This window comes from Moorena sp. SIO3I6, from assembly GCF_010672095.1.
On record NZ_JAAHHU010000004.1, the window covers coordinates 122,259 to 137,004 of the forward strand.

11 protein-coding genes and 1 tRNA gene are annotated in these 14,746 nt (G+C 44.9%); 6 read left to right on the forward strand and 6 right to left on the reverse strand.

The window, feature by feature from the left end; all coding sequences use genetic code 11:
- Nucleotides 1–141: 141 nt before the first annotated feature.
- From F6K49_RS03070 to F6K49_RS03085, 4 genes are all read right to left on the reverse strand, one after another.
- Nucleotides 142–1,209 (reverse strand): YbjN domain-containing protein, encoded by a 1,068-nt coding sequence (locus tag F6K49_RS03070; RefSeq protein WP_293094115.1) that lies wholly within the window; start codon nt 1,207–1,209, stop codon nt 142–144.
- Nucleotides 1,210–1,224: 15 nt separating this feature from the next.
- Nucleotides 1,225–2,382: a histidinol-phosphate transaminase gene (locus tag F6K49_RS03075; protein ID WP_293094118.1), complete on the reverse strand. Its 1,158-nt coding sequence runs from the start codon at nt 2,380–2,382 to the stop codon at nt 1,225–1,227.
- Between the two features lie 81 nt (nt 2,383–2,463).
- On the reverse strand, nt 2,464–3,738 hold the full coding sequence (locus tag F6K49_RS03080) for a transposase (RefSeq protein WP_293094121.1): 1,275 nt from the start codon (nt 3,736–3,738) through the stop codon (nt 2,464–2,466).
- A 131-nt stretch (nt 3,739–3,869) separates the two neighbouring features.
- On the reverse strand, nt 3,870–6,926 hold the full coding sequence (locus F6K49_RS03085) for a CBS domain-containing protein (RefSeq protein WP_293094124.1): 3,057 nt from the start codon (nt 6,924–6,926) through the stop codon (nt 3,870–3,872).
- A 328-nt stretch (nt 6,927–7,254) separates the two neighbouring features.
- On the opposite strand from F6K49_RS03085, the gene psbZ reads away from it, so the two are divergent.
- The 6 genes from psbZ to F6K49_RS03115 all read left to right on the forward strand — a co-directional run bounded on the left by psbZ (nt 7,255) and on the right by F6K49_RS03115 (nt 11,742).
- The gene (gene psbZ / locus F6K49_RS03090; RefSeq protein ID WP_070394766.1) at nt 7,255–7,443 is read left to right on the forward strand and encodes a photosystem II reaction center protein PsbZ; all 189 of its coding nucleotides are present in this window, start codon (nt 7,255–7,257) and stop codon (nt 7,441–7,443) included.
- 61 nt (nt 7,444–7,504) lie between these two features.
- A complete protein-coding gene (ribH, locus tag F6K49_RS03095) occupies nt 7,505–8,092 on the forward strand; it encodes a 6,7-dimethyl-8-ribityllumazine synthase (protein ID WP_293018937.1) in 588 nt (195 codons plus the stop codon).
- A 112-nt stretch (nt 8,093–8,204) separates the two neighbouring features.
- A tRNA-Gly gene (locus F6K49_RS03100) sits at nt 8,205–8,276 on the forward strand.
- A gap of 428 nt (nt 8,277–8,704) precedes the next feature.
- The gene (iscB, locus tag F6K49_RS03105; RefSeq protein ID WP_293018935.1) at nt 8,705–9,991 is read left to right on the forward strand and encodes an RNA-guided endonuclease IscB; all 1,287 of its coding nucleotides are present in this window, start codon (nt 8,705–8,707) and stop codon (nt 9,989–9,991) included.
- Nucleotides 9,992–10,059: 68 nt separating this feature from the next.
- Complete coding sequence (locus tag F6K49_RS03110) at nt 10,060–10,467, forward strand: hypothetical protein (protein WP_293018933.1); 408 nt, start codon at nt 10,060–10,062, stop codon at nt 10,465–10,467.
- A 6-nt stretch (nt 10,468–10,473) separates the two neighbouring features.
- Complete coding sequence (locus tag F6K49_RS03115; RefSeq protein WP_293018932.1) at nt 10,474–11,742, forward strand: glutamate-5-semialdehyde dehydrogenase; 1,269 nt, start codon at nt 10,474–10,476, stop codon at nt 11,740–11,742.
- Here F6K49_RS03115 and F6K49_RS03120 read toward each other — a convergent pair.
- Together F6K49_RS03120 and F6K49_RS03125 are read right to left on the reverse strand one after the other, a co-directional pair.
- A complete protein-coding gene (locus F6K49_RS03120; protein WP_293035939.1) occupies nt 11,739–12,884 on the reverse strand; it encodes a CO2 hydration protein in 1,146 nt (381 codons plus the stop codon). The genes F6K49_RS03115 and F6K49_RS03120 overlap by 4 nt on opposite strands.
- A gap of 193 nt (nt 12,885–13,077) precedes the next feature.
- Nucleotides 13,078–14,574 carry an NADH-quinone oxidoreductase subunit M gene (locus tag F6K49_RS03125; RefSeq protein WP_293018928.1) on the reverse strand — a complete coding sequence of 499 codons (1,497 nt, stop codon included), beginning with the start codon at nt 14,572–14,574 and terminating at the stop codon, nt 13,078–13,080.
- Between the last annotated feature and the right edge of the window lie 172 nt (nt 14,575–14,746).

A 14,746-nucleotide genomic window follows, 5' to 3' on the forward strand; every position in this document is an offset into this window, starting at 1 on the left:
CTCCGTTATTGTCCCTCAAGCTGTGGCGAATGAATTAGCTGCTGGAGCAGCTTTAAAAATTTCCCTGCTCCCTGCTCCCTGCTCCCTGCTCCCTAAAACCCATAAATTTGTACCTCACAAGTCGTAGAATTGCTATATGTCTTAACCCTCAATCCATGAAATCGCTTCTTTCACTTCCACCTCTGATTCAAGAACTGCCATAATTCCCGGTAAATATTCATCCATTGTCATCACGTTAGCATAAACTATTGGTTTAATTAAAGCAAAACTAAGATTGTCCTCTTGTACATCAATGCTGGTTTTGTAGCGGATTTCTCCATCGTCTAAATCGAATTCAAAGTTACCCATAATCATGCCATAGTTGGCGCGAGTGATAAATTCTGTAATGGGTAGGCGCTTGTTTTCTGGAGCCTTAACGGGGCAAACTGAATAAAATACAAATTGTCTTTGTTCTTCTATGACTTTGGCGTAGCAAGTCCATTGTCCATTTTCCCCTCGGAATAAAAGACGCAAGGCTGATGTTTCTGGTATATTGACAAATTGCCATTCGTCTGATTCAAAAAAGTTAACTATTGCGGTAAAGATTGATTGGTTTGTGGTGGTATCTTCTTCTGTGTCGGAGAATTTTTCATCAACTAATTCGTTTAAAATGCTGGTAATTCCCTCAAGAAATTCAGAGGTAGCGTTTTGGGTAGCTTCAGCTAAATTGGCTTGGGTCCATTCTTGGAAAAAGTTAACAATTCCTGCGGAAAGTTCTTCGCTGGTAGCTTCTGGGTGGTTAATGGTGGAAGGATTAAGGTAGTTCCAGAAGGTGTTATAACCGACTTCACCGTTGGGTTGTTGCTGTTTTACGGATAAGCATAGCCAGCTTTCGGTGTTGAGTAGTTTGTTTGTTAAGGGGTTTTCGGGTTGTTGACAAAGGTCAAGCAGGTAGTTAGCAGCTTCTTCTGCGGTGGAAGCGTTTTCTAATAGCTGTGGCAGTAAATCCGGTTGGAGAGTGGTTTCAATTTGGATGTCACCACTGGGGAGAAAGTTACCACCACTCATGGGTNAGATAGGGAGATAGGGAGATAGGGAGATAGGGAGATAGGGAGATAGGGAGATAGGGAGATAGGGAGATAGGGAGATAGGGAGATAGGGAGATAGGGAGATAGGGAGATAGGGAGATAGGGAGATAGGCGGAAGAGAAAGTTGTACGTTTGACCGCAACTTGGTATAAGTAAATTAGGAGAAGACCGCTTGTAGTCGTTGCAATGTGCGAGTATTCTCCTCAGGAGAGCCTACGGTGATCCGCAATCCTCCTCCAGTATGACGTATTAGGGTGCCTTGATCTTTCATAGCCTGAGTTACCTGAGTCAGGTCTTTGCTAGTAGACTCGTTACCGGATTGTGCTAGACGCAGGTAGATGAAGTTGGCAGCACTTGGCCAAACCTGTAAGGCTGGATGTTCTGATAGGGCTTTTAGTAACTTATCTCGCTCGGCGATAATCTCGGGAATTGATGCCAGCAGAGTTTGTCTGTGATTGAGAGCGAGTATGGCAGCAGCTTGGGAAAAGCTGGGTAAGTTGTAGGGTAAGCGAATTTTTTCGAGAGCAGCAATTAGTTCTGGATGAGCGATGCTATAACCAACACGGTGAGTGGCTAAACGAAATGCTTTGGAAAATGTCCTCAATACTATCCAGTTGGGATGGTCGGCTAATTCTTGGACTACTGAGGCTTGGCTGAATTCAAAGTACGCTTCATCAATAACCACTAAAATATTTTCTGGTAGACCACGTAGCCACTCTAATTCCTGGAGAGTCAAGGGGTTGGCGGTGGGAGAGTTAGGATGAACCACAAATACTACTCGTATTGGTGGTCGTTGGGTCGTGGTTTCTGTTAAGGTCTGTTCAATGGCTGCTTGGGCATCGTCGATCTTGATTTCAAAGTTTTCTTGCCGACGCCCGACACTCACTACTGGTATTCCTAAGGTCTGTGCCAGTATAGAATACATGGAGAAGGTGGGATTAGCGATTAGGATCGAGCCTTCTCCTCCTAAGCAGGTGGCTATTAAAATAGAACGAATTAGTTCATCGGAACCGTTGCCTACGGAAATCTGGGTTGGTTTTATTAGGTCGTCTAGGGCAGCCGATTCGTTAACGTATTCTGCGATCGCATTTTTGAGTTCCCCATGTCCGCCATCGGGATATCGATTAGCTTGAATCAGCTGTTGATAGCTCCAAGCTAATTTTTCCTTTAACTCTTCTGGTAAGTCAAAGGGGCATTCATTGGTATCCAGGTGATCCAGGGGAACAGTTGATTCTGGTGTTTTCCCTTCCTCGCCCCCAGGATGAGGTGTGTAGGCCGTTAATTCGGCTAGATCTGACCGGATGAATTCTAGCATTATCAGTTCTATTTTGTCGGTTTTCCTTAATACCTTTTACCTTATTTTTTGTCAAGATATTGTTTTTGACACTCCCCACGGCTAGAAGCCGGGGGATTCTTGGCTCATAGACCCGTCTTGCTCAACCAGGCCGGAGCCAGAAAGAGTAGAGGACAGATCTCCCCAAGCGTTTTGATAAGTTCCCGTGTGCCCCACGGTACTCAAGGCTCTGGTTAGGATGTTTTTAGCAGCATTGTGTTCGCGAAGCGGTTCCGAAGGAACATCACGATCCAGCCGACACCCACATTTGCAGGCATGGGTTCGAGTTGATAATGACTTCTTGACCACCTCGCCACAATTAGAACAATTTTGACTTGTGTAGGCTGGATTAACTGCGACAGTTATCCGACCAAATTTTTGGCCGAAATACTCTAACCACTCTCGAAACTGGTACCAACCTGCATCATTAATAGACTTGGCGAGACAGTGATTTTTTACTAAGTTCTTGACCCTCAAATCTTCGTAGGCGACCAGATCGTTAGATCGGATTACGCAACGTGCCAGTCTTTTGGCATGTTCTTCACGTTGCCTACTTATTTTGAGGTGTGTCCTGCCTAGCCTATTAATGGCTTTCTTTCGGTTAGCAGAGCCTTTCTTTTTTCGAGAAACCCGACGTTGATAAAACCTTAAACGTTTTTCACCGCTTCTGTAAAATCTAGGATTAGGCTCGGAATGTCCATCAGAGTCTGTGTAAAATTCTTTTAGCCCAACGTCTAGGCCAACAGTAAAGCCAGTAGCTTCTAATCGCAAGGCCGTAGGCCACGCTTTCGGCAAAGCCGACGCTGCGCGAACGCGAACAGAGTTGTCTACCTTGACGCAAAACTGGATATAGTACCCATCGGCTCTTTGAACAATCCGAACTCGCTTGATCAGCTTCTGGTCGAAACGCCACAAGTCCCAGGTACCTTTGAGCTTGACTTGCCCAATCCCTTTCTTGTCGATGAATTTGATGGACTTCTTATCTGGGGATAATTTCCATCCAGATTGCTTATATTCGACCGACCTAGAATGTTTTTTAAAGCGAGGATAACCCTTTTTTCCAGGGACTTTCTTTTTGCAGTTATCAAAGAAACGTTTGATAGCGCGTTCAACGTTCTCAACAGATGCCTGACAAGCATGACTATTAAGGTCTTTGACAAACTTGAACTCGTTTCTTAATTGAGTGTTGTAGCGATAGAGTTCTTTTCTACCAACCCCTTTGTTGTCCATCCAATACCGAAGTACCTTGTTACGGACAAAGCGAGCCGTTCTAATAGCTTCGTTTATTGCCAACTCTTGAGGCTCTTTAAGAACAGCCTTGAACTCCATAACTAACACTCAAAATCACCTCCTTGGTTCGTTTGCTTTGCTTATTATAGTCAATATTTCAGGGCAAAAGTTCCCGGACAGTTAGGGAATAAATTCCCGTTCGGGCTAACCCCATGGATAGAATCCAGGGGCTTGCGCCCTCAGGGTTTTCGGTCAAGAGGTGGATAGTGTATGGCCAGAAATGCTTTAGCTTCAGCCTGATCCTGAATCACCCTGTCTAGGGTGGCGTCTAAGAGTGCATCGAGAATTTCCCGATAGTGTGCTCCTGGCTTATAGCCTAACTTTCTGAGATCATTGCCATCCAGTGGCGGTTTAACATTCCTCCAAGTGGTGAGATACTGCCAAATTTTACGTCGGATCGCTCTAGGACTATGCACCCCAATCAATACTAAGGTAGGTAATTTATACTCGCGCAACATGTGGACGATTTGACTCTTGAGCTGGCATGTTGGTAGAGATTCTAGGAAATCCCCTTGCAATCCCTCAAGTTTTTGAAGACGCTCAACACTGTCTACGGGCAACTGTAGATTCTTGGCCACCTTCACCCGTTCTTCTGGTGCTAGATCAGCAATCAATACTTCCAAACGCATCTGCCAGTGCCTTAAGGTTTGCTTTGGGTCAAATCTCTGTAGCCAGCGCCCAACCAAACGCACTCGCCACCATAATGGTTTATCTAGGGTCAGGGTAGGATGAAGACACCGCAACGCTCCCAATGAGAACAATAATTGCAATGCTGGTTCCCAGTAGGGGCCTTGCAACATATAGTTAAGTTCTGCTTTGAGTCGGGTTTGGAGTGCTGGCACTTTGGCGTTTTCGGCTAGGGTGCGCTGATATACCCCGCTCTCAATGGCATAGTGGATATATTCCTTGGTTTGGGGTTCAATTTCAAATCCCAATCGCACCGCAAACCTTACCGCTCGATAGATTCGGGTCGGGTCTTCAATAAAGCTATTGGCGTGTAGGACTCGAATTTTTTGCGATCGCAAATCTAACATACCCCCAAAAAAGTCCAACAGGGGCAATTGAGATTGGGGATTAACCTTTGTCAGCCTTGCCGCCATGGCGTTGATGGTAAAGTCTCGGCGGTAAAGGTCTTGACGAATGGAACTAGCTTCGACTTGAGGATTAGCAGCGGGATAAGGATAGAACTCTGTACGAGCAGTGGCAATATCTACACAAAGGGAGCCAAATGTCTGGTCATTATGCCATAGCAAGGCAGCGGTTTGAAAAGACCCGTGTACTTCCAAGCGCACCTTACGGTAAATTTTCCGGAGTTCCTTGGCCAGGGTGACTCCTGCGATCGCATCCGCTGAGCGGTTAAAGCCATCGACAACCAAGTCTATATCATTTAGGAGTAGTTGCTTTTTCCCATCCGCTAGTAACAAGTCTCTGACAGCTCCCCCAACTAGGTACAGATGCCAACCCCGCTCCTGAGCTTTCTCGGCAGCTATGGTCAGAAGTTCCCATAGGGGCGAAGCCAACAGAGGTTTTAAGTTAGCCGGTTTCAGGTTAGCCGGTTTCAGGTTTGACCCATCAACCTTCAACTGCTTAACCTTCAACTCTTCCTGAAACAGTTGCCGCAATACATCAGTGCGGGTCACAATCCCCATTAGTTGCCCATCCTCTAGAACGGGTAAACGCCCAATATCGTAAGTCACCATCAAGGACTGAATGTCTGCCATCGAGGTTTCCGGAGTAATGGTCTTAACATCCTTCGTCATGTAGCCCTTGACTGGGGCATGGCCAAAACCGTGGTGCAAGGCTAAATCCAGGTCTCTTCGAGAGATAATTCCCACCAGCTGGTCTAGTTTATCTACTACTGAAAGCCCCGAATGACCATAGCGCAACAAAATTCTCTGGGCTTCCTTAATCTTGGTATTGGGGCGAATGGTGCGCACGGGGGAGGACATTAAATCCCGAGCGGTCAGAGGTTGGGGAATTTGGTCTTTTAGTTGGTTGACCAGCTGCTCTAGGATTGTCTGGGCATCACAGTCTCGTAAGGTAACCGCAGCGGCTTGGGAATGTCCACCCCCTCCTAGGGGTTGCAACAACTGGTTCAAATCCGTCCCCTCAATTCGCGTCCGCCCAATTATAGTCAGCTTTGTAACTGAGGTTGACAGTTGTTCACCCTTGGCCTTCGAGTAGGGTAGGTTAGTGTCGGTTGAAGGTTGAAGGTTATTTGGTTGAAGGTTATTTGGTTGAAGGTTATTTGCTTGAAGGTTATTTGGTTGAAGGTTATTTGGTTGAAGGTTATTTGGTTGAAAGTTAGTCTGGGATTGAGTTTCAAGGTTATTTTGGCTTGGAGGTTGTATTTTGAAATTTTGCTTGTTATAATAATTTCCAGAACCTTCAACCGTTAAACCGCCAACCGGCAACGGTGAATAACCTTCAACCTGAAACCTTACAACTGGTAAATCTGCCGGTTGTAAGGTTTCCCCTTTGGACTTTCGTTTATACTCAGCCCCCAAAAGCAGGGCATCGCTTTCAGTTACTTCTAGTAAGCGTGATGCCAAACTGGATAAGCCAGGCACATGCCCAGGAGTCTTTAGGAATACCCAAGAAATGGTGTAACCCAAGTGGGTTTGTCGCTGCAAAAGGTCTAGAGATTGCCTAAATAATTTTTCCAATTGAGGAGATAGCCCTGGCTCAACATACTGAGCTATCTGCCGCAGATTAGCTCCCTGCTCCATTAACCAGGTCAAAGCAGCCCCATCTCTTGGTGTTGTCTGGTCAAAGGTCAAGGAACCTGTATCCACATGGATTCCCAATGCCATCACCGTGGCTTCAGCAGTAGTTAACTGGATTTGGGATTGCTGTAATTGCTCCACAATTAAGGTGGTGGTTGCTCCGACAGGTTCAATCTGTGTATAGGTAGCCTGGATATCAGTTTGGGGTACGGGATGATGGTCGTAAATTTCAATAGCCTTTAACTGTGGTAAGTCTAACCACTCAGCTGCTTTCCCTAAGCGATCGCGTTTTTGAGTATCTACAATAATTACGGAATTAATCTGAGCCAATTGTACAGAGCGGCGCTCGATCAGGGCATACTCATCCCGATGCAGTGCCAAAAAATCTCTTACAGCCGGATGAGTCCCCCCAGTTAGTACAGCTTTGGCTCCTGGCTTGAGGCGAGTCAGTCCTACAGCTGCTCCTAGGGCATCAAAGTCAGCAGTGGTATGACACAAAATCAGATCCATAGTGATTAGTCTACCAATTCTGGAAATTAAGGCTAAACATCAATTTCATCTGGCCATCTCCCCATCTCTCCCTTTTGACTTTATTGATGCTATTAATCTATCAATAGTTTACACTTTTTTAACCCTTTATTCCCTATCCCCACACTCCTCGCATTCCCCACACTCCTCGTACTCATCACCTGGATCGGAAAGTTCAAACCGCATTGATTGCAACAAATTTTGGCAGAAAAGGTAAAACCATCTGGTAGAATCTATAGTGCTTAGCTAGGCATTAGCCTGTTTTAAACAAGTTTTAGGAAAGTTTAGCGTCAAGGTATCAGCACAGAAAATGACTATTATATTCCAACTATTACTCACTGCCCTAGTCCTATTGTCATTTGTCTTGGTAGTCGGTGTACCAGTAGCTTATGCCACACCTCAGAACTGGGAGCAATCAAAACGCTTGCTTTGGCTTGGTTCAGGGGTCTGGGTGCTTCTAGTGCTTCTAGTCGGTGCCCTCAACTTTTTGGTGGTTTAGGTTATAATTGCCCTCAGCTAGACCTAAATTATTACTGTAATCAGCCTTTAGAACGATAGTCATGGCAGTTTTCGAGGGAAATTTTACGTCATCTACCTCCCTGAGGTTTGCGATTATCATTGGTCGCTTTAATGACCTAGTGACAGGTAAACTCTTAGAGGGGTGTAAAGATTGCTTAAAACGCCATGGCATTGATCCCAATCCCCAAGGTACTCAAGTTGACTATATTTGGGTACCGGGTAGCTTTGAAATTTCATTGATGGCTCGGCAAGCTGCTCTTAGCGGTCGTTATGATGCAGTGATTTGCTTGGGATCAGTGATTCGGGGTCAAACTCCCCATTTTGATTACGTCGCTGCTGAAGTAGCTAAGGGCATTGCTGCTGCCGGTTTTAAAACCGGGGTACCTGTTATTTTTGGTATTCTAACCGTAGATACCATGCAGCAAGCTCTAGAAAGGGCGGGAATCAAGAGCAATAAAGGTTGGGATTATGCCATGAATGCCATAGAAATGGCTAACCTGATCCGGAGTTTTCGGGGTCAAGAGTCAATATTAGGCTATGAAGAGTCTGAGCAGGGAACTTTAGGCCAACAAACTCTACCATTCTCGACAAATTGGACAATTGCTTCAGAATCTGACCCTGATTCCTAACATATGAGTTAATCTTGGAACATTTTCCTAATTTTCTTGAATCTAAAAACTCAGTAGAAGGGGTTGACAAATTTTGGCGGATCTGACATACTAGAAGGAGATAAGTTGAGGTGCGGGTATAGCTCAGTGGTAGAGCGTCACCTTGCCAAGGTGAATGTCGCGCGTTCGAATCGCGTTACCCGCTTGCGAATAGTAAATAAACCTGTCAGACCTAGAGTAAGGGAACCTGAGGGAGGCTGTGTTAAGCTTAAGCATCCCACTTGATGCCAACCGTGGCAATGAATAAGCTTATATAATAGATGGGGACATGCTTGGCTTTGTAGTGTCCCTATATTTAATTAAATCAAGCAGCACTACCAACCAATTAAAGGTTTTTTGATAAACCTAACCACCTAGTTTAAGCCTAGGCAATTCCCGGTAATTTCTGGGATTGCCGACTAGGTTGCAGACTAAGGATTTGTTTCCTACGTTGTTTTGGTCAAGATACCCAAGGATGAACTCCAGTCCCTGGCTCTATCGTTAACCATTAAGGTGAAGGCAAATGTGTGGTTAACCTAACAAGCTATTACAACCTTGTCGAGGAAAACATTACCGAATTGAGATGCACTAAAAATGCAGAATTATGTATTTGTCATTGACACAAACAAACAACCATTAAACCCCATTCCACCAAAGAAGGCACGAAGGTTATTAGACAAAGGCAAAGCGGCGGTTTTTAGGATGTACCCTTTTACTATTATTTTGAAAACTGCGATTCTGCAAAGCCGACGCTGCGCGAACGAGAATCCTGTTGTTACCAACTGTCAACTAAAAATTGATCCTGGTAGCCAGGTCACTGGGTTTGCTCTAGTCCAAAACAATCAGGTTATTTGGGGAATGGAATTAGAGCACAGGGGAGGACTAATCAAGAAAAAACTAGAATCTAGAAGAGCTGTAAGACACCGAAGACGTAATCGCAATACCCGTTACAGAAAGCCAAGATTCCTTAACCGCAAACGTTCAGAGGGCTGGCTTCCACCTAGTTTAGAGCATAGGATTTTGACTATTGAGACTTGGGTAAAACGATTAATCAAATTTTGTCCGGTTAACGAGATTTGGATCGAAAGAGTTAAATTTGATGCTCAAAAGATGCAGAATCCTGAAATCAGCGGCGTTGAGTACCAGCAAGGTGAGCGACGCGGATATGAGGTGAGAGAGTACTTACTAGAAAAATGGGGAAGGGAATGCACTTACTGCGGTAAACAATCCGTACCATTGCAAATCGAACACATTCACCCAAAGTCTAAGGGAGGAAGTAATCGGGTGAGCAATCTTTGTCTAGCCTGCGAGAAATGTAATCAACGGAAAGGTAATAAACCAATAGAAGAGTTTTTGAACAAGAAACCAAGCTTACTTCAGAAAATCAAGACCAAAGCCAAACAACCATTGAAAGATGCAGCGGCAGTCAATGCAACTCGCCAAAAATTAGTAAAAGTGCTTCGAGCAATCAAGTCTGTGGTTACTGGAACCGGAGCACAAACCAAGTACAACCGGACTAAGTTAGGTTTTCCTAAAGAGCATTGGATTGACGCTGCCTGTGTTGGGGATATTGAGCCTTTATGGTTAAGGACAAATCAACCACTATTAGTTACCTGCAAAGGGCAGGGAGGTAGACAGAAGGCAGCGCTCAATAAGTATGGCTATCCCATTAGGCACAACCCATTAAAGCCGATTAAGGGCTGGTGCAGTGGAGATATAGCCAAGAATGTGTTAACCGGTGAGTTTGGAAGAGTCAACCCTAGGAGTAAAAGCAATTCTTTCAATTACACAGTTCCAGGGAAAAAGGCCGTGAGCTTACACGTTAAAAATTTGACTAAAGTCCATAAAAAAGATGGATACGTTTACAACTTTTGCAAATAAATACCAGGAATTACCTGGGAATAATCGTCCTATCCCATCCAGATGTCTTTTGGTTTTTAATAACGCTTGTGCAATCTCAAAAAGGTCAAAAGATTGACTTAAACTCTGAGTATCCCTGCCCTTGTCGGCGTCGGGGTCATTTAGTGCCAATTACACTGACAGAAGCCCTTGGCTGCCATCGCTGTCAGCAAATTTTTGTGGTAGACGAAAGTGGTTATGTGATTGAGCAACTATCCACCCACTACCCCTATAAAAAAGCTTGGCGTTGGACAGGACATCGTTGGAATACAATCCATGGTAGTCTTGGGGAAAGCTACTTACCTGTAGCGTTGGGTATTGTATTAGTTCTGCTGATTGTCTGGTTGCCTTTGGCACTTCACTCCCAAAAAGGGCCAGGTATCATAGTCTGGGCATTACTGGCAGTACTGCTAGCAGTACTTCCGGCTATGATGGTTTGGCTAGCTTACCGGCGTTAATAAACAATGAACACAGACTCTGGGAGCAAGGCCTCGAAGTTACATGATTTAATGGCCAGTGTCCACCATGCTTCTCGGGCATTGGCAAACACCAAGGGAGAAGAGCGCTCTCGTGGCATCGAGGCCATGGCTCAAGGAATGCGAAATTCCTTTGATGATATTTTGGAAGCTAACACCCTAGATCTGGAAACCAGTAGGGACATGGCAGTGCCAGACCTAATTTTGGACTGGCTGAAGCTAACACCAGAAAGGCTACAGATGGCTATCGGGATCCTGGAAAGGATTGGAAAGTTATCTGATCCAATCCGGCGGGTAATGAACGCTTCCTATCAAACTGACCAATCTCAGACCTACTGTCAGCTAATGCCGTTGGGAGTGATTGCTCTAATTTATGAGGCATTCCCTGAACTAGGTGCAATTGCCGCAGGCTTTTGTCTCAAAACTGGTAACTCCCTGATTCTCAAAGGCAGTAGCGAAGCCAGTCAATCTAACCAGGTGATTGCTCAAGCGTTGCAAAATGCTTTGGATGAGGTCGGTTTGCCAACGGGATGTCTGGAACTATTCCCCTCTGGACAGGGAGCTTCGATTCGGGATTTGGTCACTCAAAATCCATATCTGAATTTGGTAATTCCCCACGGACGACCAACCCTGCTCAAGCAGGTGATCCAGCAATCAACTGCACCAGTTTTGCAATCGGCCATTGGTAACTGCTACCTTTACTGGTCTGCTAATGGTAACGTCGATCTGCTTAGGCATATGGTTTTAGATAGCCACGCCAGTCAGCCGGATCCCGTCAATGCTATTGAAAAAATTCTGATTAATCAGAATCAAAAAACCTCTGCCTTAGTTACCCTGTTGAACAACCTCAAGGAAAACGGTTTTGAACTCAGAGGTGATGCCAATCTAGTGGCTAAGTTTCCTGAACAATTGACCTTGGCAGCAGAATCCGAGTGGGGTCAAGCCTACTTGACCAAAACTATTGCGTTGAAAGTGGTAGATTCTATAGAATCAGGCATTGCTTGGATTAATCAATATAGTAGTGGTCATGCTGACTGCCTGGTGACAGATTCTTATCAGGAAAGCCGTCAGTTTGCCTTAGGTGTAGATAGTGCATCGGTTTACATTAATTCTTCACCAAGATTTTCACGGAATCCGCAACCAGGAGACTCCGTGTTTCTAGGTATGTCTAATCAAAAAGGACATTCTCGCGGCATGATTAGCCTGGAGACTCTCACTACCCTTAAACACGTAGTTCAGGGTAATGGGCAGTTTTAGGCGTTGGTCATTTGACCATTGGCTGCTCTTAAGCGGGAGGGGATCAATCGATCCATCCAGTATTCCAAATAGGCTCGATTTTCCTCAAGTTCAGCAGGATCCGTGGTATCCATCGGATGAGGTGCTAGCCCCAAAATCGCAGCTGTAGTGACACAAAACATAGATTTCTGGAAAGTTTGGCAAATTTTGACCCGCAAGTCAATTTCACCCCGATGCGATCGCATAAAAAAATCGCTGAGATACTTGGGTAGATAATGCCTCATATCCTGCATCAGCAATGTCGGTGGAATTCCAGCACCACCAATAGGCAATGGGTCAGCATACAATGCGCCATAGGTAAATCGGGTTTGATCTGGGGAAATCTGGTAGGCTTGGGCATTCAGAGATACTGTCCCCAGAAAGGGTGTTCCCCGGAAGAAAATTGCCTCTACATAGGGTACTCCTGTATCAGACAAGAAAGTCAAACCAACCGATTCGGGAATAATCTCATACCTTTGAGCGCCAATCTGAGGGGCATAGGTAATGGGTTTGTTTGCTGCTGCGACTAACCCTGCTTTAATATGGTCTACTACTTGGGGAATCGACTTAATTTCCCCTTCGTCATAGCCCTGAGATAGGGACATGAATATATCACTCATCACCCGCCAGAATTGCCCTAATCCACTGGTATAGGCAAGCATTCGCACTTGTTCGGGCAGGAATTCAGGAAATAGCTTGTTCATTCCCAGCATCAAGGGATTGCTCTTAAACTTTGCCTGAATTGCTTCGGCACATCGCTGCTCAAATTCATCGGTATCGAGATGAGTATCTAAGCCCCCACCACCGTGCCATAACATCGAGCGCATACAGTATTCAGCGTACTCAAAGTTAATTCGGTCGTGCCACCAATGACGTAAAAGCTTTGAGAATGAAATGTCGCCATTGAAGTATTTAAAGAAGGGAAAAAATACTAAAAATTGATGATCTGCAGTGTAGATAAGATTGCGGGAGTAAGCATCTAAAACAATGCCGTAGCTGTGAAGTATACCGACTACTTCCATCAGGTTTTCTGGGGAATCCGATAGCAGGGCACTACCAGTTTGTAGTCGCTTTATATACTCCTCTAAGGGATGCTTTCGTTTGGTTTTCTGGCTAACTACCATAATAATTAGGGTGAAGGGTGAAGGGTGAAGGGTGAAGGGTGAAGGTTGTTGAAGGTTATCTGTCAAAATGTAGAATGAAGAATGCAGAATGTAGAATTCTAAATTCTAAATTCTAAATTCTAAATTCTAAATTCTAAATTCTAAATTCTAAATTCTACATTTCGGCCAAGCTACGCGAACAACCTGTTAACCTTCAACTATTGCTTGATACATTCACAGCTACATTCGGTGGTGTCGTTACCAAAGTTGCTGTGATCGGTTCACTTAAATTAAGTAACCATCCTGGTTGTAGTCCCAGAACCACAATCAATAGTGCTAAAACCAGCCCTGGTAATTGTTCTGTGAACTTAACGGTTGGTAAATCAGTTAAATGGTTAGCCAGACGACCAAAGAAGGCTCCACCAACTAGTTGTAAAAAGTAAACAACCGTTAAACCGGTGCTGAGCATGCATAGGATAGTTGGGATTGGTAACACCTGGAGACTACCCCAGTAGACCAGAAACTCAGAGATAAATCCCACCATGCCAGGGATACCAGCACTAGCCATTACACCAAGCACTATCAAACTACCAACTACTGGCATACCCCGTTCCGGATTTAATAGACCATTGAGGATAGTGATATCCCGTGAGCCAGTTTTCTTATAAATGATACCGACTAATAAAAACAGTAGCGCTGATATTAAACCGTGACTGATCATATGCAAAACTGAGGCTACCAACGCTAGCTTAGTGGCAGCAGCAGCAGCTAACAGAATGTATGCCATGTGAGCGACAGAACTATATGCCACCATTTTTTTCATATCTTTCTGGACAATGGCATTGAATGCTCCGTAAAGGGAACTCACTGCTGCCCAAATTCCCAACCAAGGTGCCAGAATTGTCCAAGGTTCCGGAAACAAACCTAAGCCAAACCGCAACAAACCATAGGTACCTAATTTCAGGAGCACACCAGCTAATAGAATTGAAACTGGGGTTGATGCTTCCACGTGGGCATCTGGCAACCAGGTATGGAATGGCACAAAGGGAATTTTAATCCCGAAGCCAATTAGAACCGCTCCTAAGAGAATTAATTGCTGAGCAACGGGTAGTAATGATGCCAGCTCCCTGGTCTCGGCGTAGCTAAAGCTAGAGGAACCACTCAAAAACACTAAGCCCAGGAATGACGCTAGAACCAAGGCTCCGGAAAGGGCTGTGTAGAGGAGAAACTTGGTTGCAGCATAGCCTCTGCGCTTACCCCCCCAAATTGCAATCAACAAATATAGGGGAATCAGTTCCAGCTCATAGAAGATAAAAAACAGCAGTAAATCCTGAGCTAGGAAGGCACCGGCAACAGCGCCATTTAGCAACAGCATCAGAGCGTAATACAACCTAGGGCGAATGACGTTGGAATCTGTGCAGTACAGGGCAATTGCGGTTAGCAGACCATTTAGGATTAGTAAGGGCAACGATAGACCATCTACCCCTAAACTATAGGTCAAACCAATCACCTGAATCCAAGGAAGATTTTCCTGAAATTGTAGATTCACGTCACCGGGGTTAAACATGGTCATCAATATTACTGACCAGAGGAAAATACCACCAGTAACCACCAAGGCAACTTGACGAGCTGCTTTAGCGGTGACATTCCCGGGCCAAAACCCCACTATAGCGGCACTCAGTATTGGTACCAAAATCAAGGCACTCAACATAAATCGACCAGTCTCCTAATCATTTGTTTACTTGTTGTTATGGGGTTGGTTTGTTGAAGGTTGAAGGTTGGTTTGTTGAAGGTTGAAGGTTGGTTTGTTGAAGGTTGTTTGGTTGAAGGTTGTTTGGTTGAAGGTTGGTTTGTTGAAGGTTGTTTGGTTGAAGGTTGTTTGG